Source organism: Bacteroides sp. NSJ-39 (genome assembly GCF_014287315.1).
GTDB lineage: Bacteria > Bacteroidota > Bacteroidia > Bacteroidales > Bacteroidaceae > Bacteroides > Bacteroides finegoldii.
Window position 1 is genome coordinate 26167 of sequence record NZ_JACOOB010000004.1, and the last position, 13072, is coordinate 39238.

9 protein-coding genes and 2 pseudogenes are annotated in these 13072 nt (G+C 44.6%); 9 read left to right on the forward strand and 2 right to left on the reverse strand.

Annotated features, from left to right (window positions below):
- Positions 1 to 3 precede the first annotated feature (3 nt).
- From araA to rpiB, 6 genes are all read left to right on the forward strand, one after another.
- Entirely contained in the window at positions 4 to 1530 is a 1527-nt protein-coding gene (araA, locus tag H8S63_RS05970; protein WP_007753681.1) for an L-arabinose isomerase, read from the forward strand.
- Between the two features lie 12 nt (positions 1531 to 1542).
- Positions 1543 to 3138 carry a xylulokinase gene (locus tag H8S63_RS05975; protein WP_186926076.1) on the forward strand — a complete coding sequence of 532 codons (1596 nt, stop codon included), beginning with the start codon at positions 1543 to 1545 and terminating at the stop codon, positions 3136 to 3138.
- A gap of 107 nt (positions 3139 to 3245) precedes the next feature.
- On the forward strand, positions 3246 to 5648 hold the full coding sequence (locus H8S63_RS05980) for a glycoside hydrolase family 127 protein (protein WP_186926079.1): 2403 nt from the start codon (positions 3246 to 3248) through the stop codon (positions 5646 to 5648).
- Positions 5649 to 5676: 28 nt separating this feature from the next.
- A complete protein-coding gene (locus tag H8S63_RS05985) occupies positions 5677 to 7221 on the forward strand; it encodes an alpha-N-arabinofuranosidase (RefSeq protein ID WP_186926081.1) in 1545 nt (514 codons plus the stop codon).
- A 141-nt stretch (positions 7222 to 7362) separates the two neighbouring features.
- Complete coding sequence (locus H8S63_RS05990; protein ID WP_007759226.1) at positions 7363 to 9372, forward strand: transketolase; 2010 nt, start codon at positions 7363 to 7365, stop codon at positions 9370 to 9372.
- On the forward strand, positions 9372 to 9806 hold the full coding sequence (gene rpiB / locus H8S63_RS05995; protein ID WP_007759225.1) for a ribose 5-phosphate isomerase B: 435 nt from the start codon (positions 9372 to 9374) through the stop codon (positions 9804 to 9806). Before H8S63_RS05990 ends, rpiB begins: the two co-directional genes overlap by 1 nt.
- A gap of 68 nt (positions 9807 to 9874) precedes the next feature.
- Here the strand turns inward: rpiB and H8S63_RS06000 are convergent, their stop codons facing one another.
- Positions 9875 to 10351, reverse strand: a complete 477-nt coding sequence (locus H8S63_RS06000) for a DUF456 domain-containing protein (RefSeq protein WP_055278273.1) — start codon at positions 10349 to 10351, stop codon at positions 9875 to 9877.
- Between the two features lie 290 nt (positions 10352 to 10641).
- A pseudogene (locus H8S63_RS06005) lies at positions 10642 to 11463 on the reverse strand (DUF3874 domain-containing protein); the annotation flags it as partial.
- 5 nt (positions 11464 to 11468) lie between these two features.
- Between H8S63_RS06005 and H8S63_RS19980 the strand changes: the two are divergent.
- The 3 genes and pseudogenes from H8S63_RS19980 to H8S63_RS06020 form a co-directional block, all read left to right on the forward strand.
- Positions 11469 to 11859, forward strand: a pseudogene (locus H8S63_RS19980) (HU family DNA-binding protein); the annotation flags it as partial.
- 368 nt (positions 11860 to 12227) lie between these two features.
- Positions 12228 to 12497, forward strand: coding sequence for a hypothetical protein (locus tag H8S63_RS06015; RefSeq protein WP_007753557.1), 270 nt, complete (start codon positions 12228 to 12230; stop codon positions 12495 to 12497).
- Between the two features lie 9 nt (positions 12498 to 12506).
- Positions 12507 to 13061 carry a 1-acyl-sn-glycerol-3-phosphate acyltransferase gene (locus tag H8S63_RS06020; RefSeq protein WP_186926083.1) on the forward strand — a complete coding sequence of 185 codons (555 nt, stop codon included), beginning with the start codon at positions 12507 to 12509 and terminating at the stop codon, positions 13059 to 13061.
- Positions 13062 to 13072: the final 11 nt, after the last annotated feature.

Genomic DNA, 13072 nt, shown 5'->3' on the forward strand with positions numbered 1-13072 from the left:
ATTATGAACGCATTTGATCAATATGAAGTATGGTTTGTAACAGGAGCACAGCTCCTGTACGGAGGTGACGCAGTAATCGCAGTAGACGCACACTCTAATGAAATGGTTAACGGGTTGAACAACTCCGGCAAACTCCCTGTAAAAGTGGTTTACAAAGGAACTGCCAACTCTTCCAAAGAAGTGGAAGCTGTTTTCAAAGCTGCCAACAACGACGAGAAATGTGTCGGTGTCATCACTTGGATGCATACTTTCTCTCCTGCAAAAATGTGGATTCACGGTTTGCAACAGTTGAAGAAACCGTTGTTGCACCTGCATACTCAGTTCAACAAGGAAATTCCTTGGGATACAATGGACATGGACTTCATGAACCTGAATCAGTCGGCTCATGGCGACCGTGAATTCGGACACATCTGTACTCGTATGCGTATCCGTCGCAAAGTGGTAGTAGGTTATTGGAAAGACGAAGACACACTGCATAAGATTGCTGTATGGATGCGTGTTTGTGCAGGTTGGGCAGATTCTCAAGATATGCTGATCATTCGTTTTGGCGACCAGATGAACAATGTAGCCGTAACTGACGGTGACAAGGTGGAAGCGGAACAACGTATGGGTTATCATGTAGACTATTGTCCGGTAAGCGAACTGATGGAATATCACAAAGATATCAAGGACGCTGACGTAGACGCATTAGTAGCTACTTATTTCAAAGAATACGACCACGATGCTTCTTTGGAAGACAAATCAACCGAAGCTTATCAGAAGGTATGGAACGCCGCAAAAGCAGAATTGGCTCTTCGCGCTATCTTGAAAGCGAAAGGCGCAAAAGGATTCACAACCAATTTTGACGACTTGGGCGACTTGGAACATAACGGTTTCGACCAGATTCCGGGACTTGCTTCTCAACGTCTGATGGCGGAAGGTTATGGTTTCGGCGCCGAAGGCGACTGGAAATCCGCTGCTCTCTACCGCACTGTATGGGTAATGAATCAAGGACTTCCGAAAGGCTGTTCTTTCCTCGAAGATTACACATTGAACTTCAACGGTGCACAAAGTTCTATCTTACAATCACATATGTTGGAAGTTTGTCCGCTTATCGCAGCCAACAAACCTCGTCTGGAAGTGCACTTCCTCGGTATAGGTATTCGTAAGAGCCAGACAGCTCGTCTTGTCTTTACTTCTAAAGTCGGTACAGGTTGTACTGCAACTGTAGTAGACTTAGGCAACCGTTTCCGTCTGATTGTAAATGATGTGGAATGTATCGAACCGAAACCGCTGCCGAAATTGCCGGTTGCTTCCGCTCTTTGGATTCCAATGCCTAACTTTGAAGTAGGTGCCGGTGCATGGATTCTGGCAGGTGGTACTCACCATTCTTGCTTCTCATATGATCTGACCGCTGAATACTGGGAAGATTATGCTGAAATCGCAGGTATCGAAATGGTACATATCAATAAAGATACGACTATCAGCTGCTTCAAGAAAGAGTTGCGCATGAATGAAGTATATTATATGTTGAATAAAGCACTTTGCTAAACACTATCCAACATGAAATCAGATGCAAAATCAACAATCGAAACAGGCAAAGCCATTCTTGGAATCGAACTCGGTTCTACACGGATAAAAGCCGTTTTGATTGATCAGGAAAACAAGCCGATTGCTCAAGGAAACCATACTTGGGAGAACCAGCTAGTTGACGGGCTTTGGACATACAGCATCGAAGCCATCTGGTCCGGTCTGCAAGATTGCTATGCCGATCTCCGCTCCAACGTGAAGAACTTATACGGCATAGAGATCGAGAACCTGGCAGCTATCGGTGTCAGTGCCATGATGCACGGTTATATGCCCTTCAATGCAAAAGAAGAAATCCTCGTACCTTTCCGTACCTGGAGAAATACGAATACCGGTCGCGCGGCAGCAGCTTTATCAGACCTGTTTGTCTACAACATTCCGTTGAGATGGAGTATTTCTCACTTGTACCAGGCAATTCTGGACAACGAAGCACATGTCAAAGACATTGACTTCCTGACTACTCTGGCAGGTTATGTGCATTGGCAGTTGACAGGCGAGAAAGTATTGGGCATAGGCGATGCATCCGGAATGCTCCCCATAGACCCGGCCACCCACAACTATTCAGCCGAAATGGTGGCGAAATTCGATAAGCTGATTGCTCCGAATCAGTACAATTGGACACTGCAAGATATCCTGCCCAAGGTACTGTCGGCAGGTGAAAGTGCAGGTGTCCTTACACCTGAAGGAAGCAAGAAACTCGATGCATCCGGTCATTTGAAGGCAGGAATACCGGTATGTCCGCCGGAAGGAGACGCGGGTACCGGTATGGTTGCAACCAATGCTGTGAAACAACGTACAGGAAACGTATCGGCAGGAACATCCTCTTTCTCCATGATTGTATTGGAGAAAGAGTTGTCAAAGCCATACGAGATGATCGATATGGTCACCACTCCGGACGGAAGCCTGGTAGCTATGGTACATTGCAACAATTGCACATCCGATCTTAACGCATGGGTTAACTTGTTCAAAGAATACCAGGAGCTTCTGGGTATACCTGTAGACATGAACGAAATTTATAGCAAGCTCTATAACATTGCTCTCACAGGTGATGCCGATTGCGGAGGTCTACTCTCCTACAATTATATTTCAGGTGAGCCCGTCACAGGACTTGCAGAAGGAAGGCCCTTGTTTGTACGTTCTGCCAATGACAAGTTCAATCTGGCAAACTTCATGAGAAGCCATTTATACGCTTCCGTCGGAGTACTCAAGATTGGCAACGATATCCTGTTCAATGAAGAGAAAATCAAAGTGGACAGGATCACAGGTCACGGTGGATTATTCAAAACAAAGGGAGTAGGTCAAAGAATACTCGCAGCTGCCATCAACTCGCCTATTTCTGTAATGGAAACAGCTGGTGAAGGAGGTGCTTGGGGTATTGCCCTGCTCGGTTCTTACCTCGTGAACAATGAGAAACAACAATCGCTTGCTGATTTTCTGGATGAGAAAGTATTTGTCGGAGACGCCGGTATCGAGGTATCGCCTACCGTTGAGGACGTAGCCGGTTTTAATACATACATCGAGAACTACAAGGCAGGATTGCCCATCGAAGAAGCAGCAGTGAAATTCAAATAGCCCTCATCATGGAGGGCTCTCCGCTTCTTTCTTAATCACCTAAGTATTAACATAAACTATCCCCATTCCCTCTCCGGAAAGGAGAGGGACAAGGGGAAACTATTATCATGAAAACCACACCGTTCATACTTGCACTTCTTCTATCCGCCTCACTGTCTAAAGCACAGAACGTTCCACAGGTTTCATACTTCCCCTTACAAGACGTCAAACTATTGGATAGCCCGTTCTTACAAGCCCAACAGACTGATTTGCATTACATACTCGCCCTTAATCCCGATCGCTTGCTGGCTCCTTTCTTACGCGAAGCGGGACTCACTCCGAAAGCTCCGAGTTATACAAATTGGGAAAACACCGGACTGGACGGACACATCGGCGGACATTATTTATCCGCACTCTCCATGATGTATGCCGCTACCGGAGATACCGCAATTTACAACCGGCTTAACTATATGCTTGACGAGCTATACCGTGCCCAACAAGCTGTCGGAACAGGTTTTATCGGAGGAACTCCGGGCAGTCTCCAACTTTGGAAAGAAATTAAAGCAGGTAATATCCGTGCCGGAGGTTTCGACCTCAATGGCAAATGGGTGCCTCTCTACAATATACACAAGACATACGCCGGATTGCGGGACGCCTACCTCTATACAGGCAGCAACCAGGCACGCCGGATGTTGATTGCTTTTACAGATTGGATGATCGACATTACTTCCGGTCTGAGCGATCAGCAAATACAAGACATGCTCCGTAGCGAACATGGCGGACTAAACGAGACTTTCGCTGACGTAGCTGCAATTACGGGAGATAAAAAGTACTTGGAACTGGCACGTCGGTTCTCCCATAAGATTATCCTTGATCCGCTTATCAAAGATAAAGACCGACTGACAGGCATGCACGCCAACACCCAAATACCGAAAGTGATCGGTTACAAACGAATCGCCGAACTTTCACAGGACGACAAAAATTGGAATCACGCCGAAGAATGGGATCATGCAGCCCGTTTCTTCTGGAATACGGTTGTCAACAATCGCTCTGTCTGTATCGGAGGGAATAGTGTACGCGAGCATTTCCACCCGGCCGATAATTTTACCTCCATGATAAACGATGTGCAAGGGCCGGAGACCTGCAATACCTACAATATGCTCCGCCTTACTAAAATGCTTTATCAGAACTCTCACAATCCCTGCAATATAAATGAGCCCGACCCCAACTACATCAACTATTACGAACGTGCACTTTACAACCATATCTTAGCGTCTCAAGAGCCGGATAAAGGCGGATTTGTATACTTCACCCCTATGCGGCCGGGACATTACCGCGTTTATTCACAACCGGAAACATCTATGTGGTGTTGTGTCGGCTCTGGTCTGGAGAACCATACCAAATACGGTGAATTCATTTATGCACATCAGAAAGATACGCTTTATGTCAATCTTTTCATCCCCTCACAACTGAACTGGAAAGAACAAGGCGTCATCTTGACACAGGAAACCCGCTTTCCCGATGACAATAAGGTTACTTTGCGAATAGATAAAGCTTCTAAGAAACAACGTACTTTAATGATACGCATTCCGGAATGGGCTAACCAATCTTCCAACTATTCAATTAGCATTAACGGGAAGAAAGAAACGTTTCCCACGAAAAAAGGAAATCAATATCTTCCTCTTTCCCGTAAATGGAAAAAAGGAGACGTCATAACCTTCAACCTGCCGATGAAAGTCACTATTGAACAAATCCCCGACAAGAAAGATTATTATGCTTTCTTATACGGTCCTATCGTTCTTGCAGCTTCCACAGGCACAGAGCATCTCGATGGTCTGTATGCCGATGACAGTCGCGGCGGACATATCGCACATGGCAAACAAATTCCTTTGCAGGAAGTCCCGATGTTGATAGGAGCTCCCAATTCAATATGCAAAGATCTTCACAAAGAAAAGGGGAACCGGATCGCTTTCCGCTACAATGGAGATGTCTATCCGGCACAAGGCAAAGCATTGGAACTCGTTCCTTTCTTCCGCCTGCATAATTCCCGTTATGCCATTTACTTCCGGCAGACAAGTGAAGAGCGCTTCAAAGCCATTCAGGAAGAAATGGCAACAGCCGAACGAGAAACGGCCGAATTAGCCAATCAAACTATTGATCTTATCTTTCCCGGTGAACAGCAACCGGAGTCTGACCATGCTATCCAATATGAGCAGGCAGAAACCGGAACGGATAAAGACAGACACTTCCGCCGTGCCAAAGGTTGGTTCGGCTATCAACTGAAAGTAAAAGAGGAAGCAAGCCGTCTCCTGATTACGATACGGAAAGATGACCGGAACAAAATGGCTATCCTCTTGAATAATGAAAAGTTGGCTGTTAAACCGACAATCAGTGAAGCGAACAAAGGCGGTTTTATTACTCTTTCTTATGCCCTGCCCCAAAAGTTGAACACGGGCAATTGTCCGATACGTTTCATCCCTGACGGAACGGAATGGACTCCTGCCATCTACGAAGTACGTTTGCTAAAATAAAAAAACAATCATTAAACAAATACCATTTATGAAAGCAAAATTATTAGTCAGCACAGCCTTTTTGGCAGCTTCAGTATCTCTCTCTGCACAAAAGAGCGCTACCATCACTTTACACGCCGATCAAGGTAAAGAAATTATCCCCAAAGAAATTTACGGTCAGTTTGCCGAACATTTGGGTTCATGTATCTACGGCGGCCTTTGGGTAGGCGAGAATTCGGATATTCCTAATATAAAGGGATATCGCACAGATGTATTCAATGCATTAAAAGAACTCGCCGTTCCTGTTCTTCGTTGGCCGGGTGGTTGTTTTGCCGATGAATACCACTGGATGGACGGTATCGGACCCAAAGGGAACCGCCCGAAGATGGTAAATAACAACTGGGGAGGAACCATTGAAGACAATAGTTTCGGTACTCATGAGTTTCTAAACCTGTGTGAAATGCTAGGTTGCGAACCATACGTCAGTGGAAATGTAGGCAGCGGTACGGTAGAGGAACTCGCCAAATGGGTAGAATATATGACATCTGACGGTGACTCTCCTATGGCGAACCTTCGCCGCAAAAACGGGCGCGACAAAGCATGGAAGATTAAATATCTGGGTGTAGGAAATGAAAGTTGGGGATGTGGCGGCAGTATGCGTCCCGAATACTATGCAGACCTGTACCGTCGTTACTCCACCTATTGCCGCAACTATGACGGCAACCGTCTCTTCAAGATTGCCAGCGGAGCCAGTGATTACGACTATAACTGGACTGATGTATTGATGAATCGTGTAGGACACCGTATGCAAGGTCTTTCTCTTCATTATTACACCGTAACGGGCTGGAGTGGCAGTAAAACTTCCGCTACTCAATTCAACAAAGACGACTATTATTGGACAATGGGCAAATGCCTTGAAGTGGAAGAAGTCCTCAAAAAACATTGCGCCATCATGGACAAATATGACAAGGATAAAAAAATCGCCCTTTTACTCGACGAATGGGGAACTTGGTGGGACGAAGAACCCGGAACCATCAGAGGACACCTCTATCAGCAAAACACATTGCGCGACGCTTTCGTTGCCTCTTTGAGCCTTGACGTATTTCATAAATACACCGATCGTCTGAAAATGGCAAATATCGCACAAGTTGTCAATGTACTTCAATCCATGATTCTGACAAAAGGAAAAGAGATGGTACTGACTCCCAGCTATTATGTTTTCAAAATGTATAAGGTACATCAAGACGCCACTTATCTCCCTATCGACCTGGAGTGTGAAAAGATGAATGTACGCGATAACCGTACCGTACCGATGGTAAGCGCCACAGCCTCCAAAGACAAAAACGGTGTTATCCATATTTCCCTTTCAAACGTAAATGCCGATGAAACACAGGAAATCACCATCAATCTGGGAGACACAAAGGCAAAGAAAGCTACCGGAGAAATCCTGACCTCTGCAAAACTCACCGATTACAATTCTTTTGAAAATCCTAATATTGTAAAACCGGCACCTTTCAAAGAGGTAAAAATCAATAAAGGCACAATGAAGGTAAAACTTCCTGCTAAGTCGATTGTTACTTTAGAGTTACAGTAAATCAAGGGCTATTACTTATTGTATTATAAACAAGAAGACAAGTAAAATGGTAACAAAAAAGATAGCTCTTTTGGATTGTTAAATCCACATAAAGAGTTATCTTTGCCAACAATCTTACAGAAATCAATTAATTTTAATGATATGAACGATAATAAACTTATGAATCGTGCAGCGGATAACATCCGTATTCTTGCTGCTTCAATGGTTGAGAAAGCCAATTCCGGTCACCCGGGTGGCGCCATGGGTGGTGCTGACTTTGTGAATGTACTCTTTTCTGAGTTTTTAGTATATGATCCGGAGAATCCCCGCTGGGAAGGACGCGACCGTTTCTTCCTCGATCCGGGACATATGTCTCCAATGCTTTATTCAACATTGGCACTGACCGGTAAATTCACATTGGATGAATTGAAAGAATTCCGCCAATGGGGAAGCCCCACTCCGGGACATCCGGAAGTAGACATCATGCGGGGCATTGAAAACACTTCCGGTCCGCTGGGACAAGGACATACCTTTGCCGTAGGTGCTGCCATTGCCGCTAAATTTCTGAAAGCACGCTTCAACGAAGTGATGAATCAGACTATCTACGCTTATATCTCTGACGGTGGTATCCAGGAAGAGATTTCTCAAGGTTCCGGACGTATTGCCGGTGCATTGGGTCTGGATAATCTGATCATGTTCTACGACTCCAACGACATTCAGCTTTCTACAGAAACGAAAGATGTAACTATAGAAGATACTGCCATGAAGTATGAGGCATGGGGATGGAACGTACTGAGTATCAATGGTAACGATCCTGACGAAATCCGTGCAGCGATCAAAGAGGCACAGGCGGAAAAGGAACGTCCGACATTGATTATCGGTAAGACTGTGATGGGTAAAGGCGCACGCAAAGCGGACGGTAGCAGCTATGAAGCTAACTGCGCTACACACGGTGCTCCTCTCGGTGGCGACGCTTATGTAAATACAATTAAGAATTTAGGCGGTGATCCTACCAACCCGTTCGTTATATTCCCGGAAGTAGCCGAACTGTATGCAAAACGTGCAGAAGAATTGAAAAAGATCGTAGCTGAAAGATATGCAGTGAAAGCCGCATGGGCAAAAGCTAATCCGGAACTTGCAGCCAAACTGGAACTGTTCTTCTCCGGCAAAGCTCCGAAAGTGGATTGGGCCGCTATCGAACAGAAAGCAGGCAGCGCTACTCGCGCCGCATCGGCAACCGTATTAGGTGCCCTCGCTACACAAGTAGAAAATATGATTGTAGCTTCTGCCGACCTTTCCAACTCTGACAAGACCGACGGTTTCTTGAAAAAGACTCATTCGTTCAAGAAAGGCGATTTCAGCGGAGCATTCTTCCAGGCAGGTGTATCCGAACTGTCAATGGCTTGTATCTGTATCGGTATGTCGCTTCACGGTGGTGTAATCGCAGCTTGCGGTACATTCTTCGTATTCTCCGATTACATGAAACCTGCCGTACGTATGGCTGCATTGATGGAACAACCCGTGAAGTTCATTTGGACACACGATGCGTTCCGTGTAGGCGAAGACGGCCCTACTCACGAACCGGTAGAACAGGAAGCGCAAATCCGCTTGATGGAAAAGCTGAAAAACCACAAGGGACACAACTCTATGTTGGTACTCCGTCCGGCAGATGCAGAAGAAACAACTATCGCATGGAAACTTGCAATGGAGAATATGTCCACTCCGACAGGATTGATTTTCTCCCGCCAGAATATTGCCAACTTACCGGAAGGAACAGATTACGAACAAGCAGCGAAAGGCGCTTATATCGTGGCCGGTTCTGACGAAAATCCTGATGTAGTTTTAGTAGCTTCCGGTTCTGAAGTTTCCACTTTAGTAGCCGGTACAGAGTTGCTTCGCAAAGATGGCGTAAAAGTACGTATTGTATCTGCTCCGTCTGAAGGGCTGTTCCGTAACCAATCTAAAGAATACCAAGAATCTGTTCTCCCTGCAAATGCTAAGATTTTCGGTTTGACCGCCGGTTTGCCTGTTACTCTTCAGGGTCTGGTAGGCTGTCATGGCAAAGTATGGGGCTTGGAATCTTTCGGTTTCTCTGCACCTTACAAAGTACTGGATGAGAAACTTGGATTCACAGCCGAAAATGTATATAACCAAGTAAAAGCAATGCTCTAATGAAAACAATCGGATTAGCATGCGACCACGCCGGTTTTGAACTGAAAGAATATGTTCGCGGCTGGCTGGAAGTAAAAGGCTGGGCATACAAAGACTTCGGGACCAACTCTGCAGCAAGTGTAGATTATCCGGATTATGCCCACCCGCTGGCTCTTGCAGTGGAATCGGGTGAATGTTATCCCGGTATCGCTATCTGCGGCAGTGGAAACGGAATCAATATGACACTGAACAAGCACCAGGGGATTCGTGCAGCTCTTTGCTGGAATGCAGAGATTGCGCATTTGGCACGTCAGCACAATGACGCCAATATCTTGGTCATGCCGGGACGCTTCATCAGCACAGAAGAAGCGGACATGATTTTAACCGAGTTTTTCTCTACCGAGTTTGAAGGAGGACGTCATCAGAAACGTATCGACAAGATTCCGGTGAAATGAGCCTGAAATAAAGTAAACAAAGCAGTAAAGCTGTTCTTCTTTCCGGAGAGCAGCTTTATTTATATTTATCAAACAAAACCGGCAATAAACTGATAACAGAAATAACCGCAGACAACCAGTTTTAACAAGGTTCCCAATATGAATCCTATCAAGGAACCGAATCCTGATTTAAGCGCCTGTGAGAATTCCTTATTTCCCAACAGTTCCCCAATGACAGCCCCCAGAAACGGACCGAGAATAATCCCCCATGGCAAGAAAAGAAGACCGGCAAGAGTACCTATTACACACCCCCAATTTCCCCACTTACTGCCACCGCTGTATTTACTGCCCAACATTGGAGTAAAATAATCCAGGACCTGTAATACAACCACAATCAGCAACCATACAATTAGTTGCGTAGTACTGTACCCCACCTTATCTGTACAATGAAGAATAAACAGTCCCAAATAAGCAATAGGAGGACCAGGAAGAAACGGAAGAATACAACCGGCTAATCCGGCAATCATACAGAGAGCACCAATGATAATCAAAATAACGTCCAGCATAATCTCCATCGACAATTATCCTCCACTATTTTTCCAAAGTTGGTAATGTTATCAAACTCTCGAAATTCTGTATACCAATAGAAAATTTGCGCATCACACTATCCATAGTTATTCTTCATTTAATAATTATTCAAAGATAAACATTATTTTCGAGTGCCCCTCACATTCCAAGTGATTTTTATAAGCCCTTCACCTTTTAGCTACAGAGCCTTATCCATGGGCTAAAGCGGGTGAAGGGGCTTCCTTCACCCAACCTGTCACTCAAGTCGTCATCCAAACCAAGTTCTCTCCTACCCAATTTTTACCACCCGATATACATTTCCAAACTTTGTATGCTTCCGTTCTATCCCCACCGCTACCAGAATTTGCGCCAGACTCGCCGGATTTGCCCCACGCATCGCTGACGGATTCTTCTTTTTCAAACATTGAAAGATCTCGGCTGCTGAACGAAGTTCACCCTCCTCCCCTTTTTCTACAGAACGATAGCAAGAACGCAATACATCCTCTACCGGACCTTGACGGTAAAAAGACAGATTATTTTTTTGCAATACCTGTTCTTCCTCCTTTGTAAACCAATAACGTTCGCCCGACAAGATTTCCGCTTTCAACTGCGCATAAATCTGCTTATGCTCAATCCCATTACAGTCGATAGGACGTTTCACCATCACACAAATAAACCTCCTGCTACCCGTCGGATCTGTCAACAGTTCCTTCCGGTTGGATGTTCCGATAAAAGAAGCGATTCTCGGTAATGAACGATGGTTTTTCTGATATGCTTTGCATAAACTCAATGAAGCCATCTGCATCAAGTTTTTCAACAACGGCATCTTTGTCGAAGGATATTTATCAAATTCATCAAGATTGAGAAGTCCTATCTCCGCCAATCTTCGTTCCACCCGCCCTTCACTCGTCAAATCCACCTTATCCATATAATATCGCTGAAGCGCAGCAGGAAGCAGGGACTTACAAAAAGTAGATTTCAGATCCCCCTGTTCCGTACTGACAAGCAAAGGAGCCACACTATTGGCATGTTCTCCCATAATTCCCATCCATTGCGCAGTCATTCCCAACATCCAGATATGAAACTCTTTCACCCAAGCCGAATTGGTAGACTCCTATGCCGAAGGAGAAAAAGAATAAGGTGAGGTATCACGCACGTCCCATCAGTTATGAAACAGTAGATACGGAAAATTTGGTTTACCGCATCCACGAACGTTGTTCATTAAGTCCGTCGGACGTTATAGCTACACTGGAAGAATTGAAATACGAAGTGGCTCAATGTCTCAAGGAAGGAAAGAAAGTGCATATCGACGGATTGGGATACCTGCAGAATACAAACCTCACTCCACCGAACTGTCCAACACTGAGATAGACATGGAATTGACGAAATACTTTGCGAGAATCAGATTATTACCCGGAAAGACTTCCAATATCTCTGCGGAATGACACAGATTACGGCATATCGACATATCAAAAGGCTGATTGCGGAAAAGAAGTTAAGTTTAAAAGTAATTTTCAAAGAAGCTATTCTCAACAAGAAAGAATGAAAGCCGAACAGTTTTAAGCATTAACCCAGCAAAATTATTCGAATAACCCAAGGGAAGAAACGGATGAAAGGGTAGCACTTCACCCGCTTTTTCCCATGAGCAAAGGGATATAGAAGCCAGGTGAAGGAGTCTTTCTTTTTCTAATGGAGGTCTGGACGGCAAAAGTTACAAGAAGTTTATAGACGGTTGTCGGAAGTGGCAAGTCGGTAATTCCGCCACATAGGCATACTCTCTTTCTTATTTTTTCTTCATATTATTCGCCCAAATCAAAGAAAGTAACTATCTTTACCGCAAGTATTTTTTATTATTCACCATTAAATGTAAAGATTATGGCAAGTAGAAGAGAACTCAAAAAGAACGTAAACTATATCGCAGGAGAATTATTCACCGAGTGTTTAATCAACAGTATGTTTATACCTGGTACTGACAAGAGTAAGGCCGACGAGTTAATGGCGGAAGTACTGAAGATGCAGGATGAATTCGTATGCCGCATCAGTCACACCGAACCGGGAAATGTGAAAGGTTTTTATAAGAAATTCCGTGCAGACTTTAATGCAAAAGTAAACGAGATTATTGAAGCGATCGGAAAATTGAACTAAAAAAACAGAATGAAGAAAGCAATTTATAGCTTTATCTATTACCACCTATTGGGGTGGAAGACAAACGTTACGGTAACCAATTATGATAAATGCGTGATTTGTGCCGCTCCACACACTACGAACCTTGACTTATTTATTGGAAAACTATTTTACGGTGCTTTAGGTCGTAAGACTAGTTTCATGATGAAGAAAGAATGGTTTTTCTTTCCACTCGGACTTTTTTTCAAAGCAGTCGGCGGGATTCCTGTAGACCGTAGTCGGAAAACTTCGTTGGTGGATCAGATGGTCAAACATTTCAACGAATGCAAAAAGTTTCATTTGGCTATCACGCCCGAAGGAACCCGCAAGGCAAATCCAAATTGGAAAAAGGGTTTTTATTATATCGCCTTGAAAGCGCAAGTACCCATCGTATTGATCGGTATCGATTACAGCAAAAAGATGATTTCGGCAACGAAAGCCATCATGCCGTCGGGAGATATTGATAAAGACATGAGAGAAATCAAACTTTATTTCAAGGACTTTCAAGGAAAACATCCTGAGAATTTTGCCCTTGGCGAGATTTAATCACTAAACAG

Excerpts from the sequence above, each read along its gene's own strand:
- H8S63_RS06020 (WP_186926083.1), top strand. The coding sequence starts at position 12,507 with ATGAAGAAAGCAATTTATAGCTTTATCTATTACCACCTATTGGGGTGG.
- rpiB (WP_007759225.1), top strand. The coding sequence starts at position 9,372 with ATGAAAACAATCGGATTAGCATGCGACCACGCCGGTTTTGAACTGAAA.
- araA (WP_007753681.1), top strand. The coding sequence starts at position 4 with ATGAACGCATTTGATCAATATGAAGTATGGTTTGTAACAGGAGCACAG.
- H8S63_RS06000 (WP_055278273.1), bottom strand. The coding sequence starts at position 10,351 with ATGCTGGACGTTATTTTGATTATCATTGGTGCTCTCTGTATGATTGCC.
- H8S63_RS05980 (WP_186926079.1), top strand. The coding sequence starts at position 3,246 with ATGAAAACCACACCGTTCATACTTGCACTTCTTCTATCCGCCTCACTG.
- H8S63_RS05985 (WP_186926081.1), top strand. The coding sequence starts at position 5,677 with ATGAAAGCAAAATTATTAGTCAGCACAGCCTTTTTGGCAGCTTCAGTA.
- H8S63_RS05990 (WP_007759226.1), top strand. The coding sequence starts at position 7,363 with ATGAACGATAATAAACTTATGAATCGTGCAGCGGATAACATCCGTATT.
- H8S63_RS06015 (WP_007753557.1), top strand. The coding sequence starts at position 12,228 with ATGGCAAGTAGAAGAGAACTCAAAAAGAACGTAAACTATATCGCAGGA.
- H8S63_RS05975 (WP_186926076.1), top strand. The coding sequence starts at position 1,543 with ATGAAATCAGATGCAAAATCAACAATCGAAACAGGCAAAGCCATTCTT.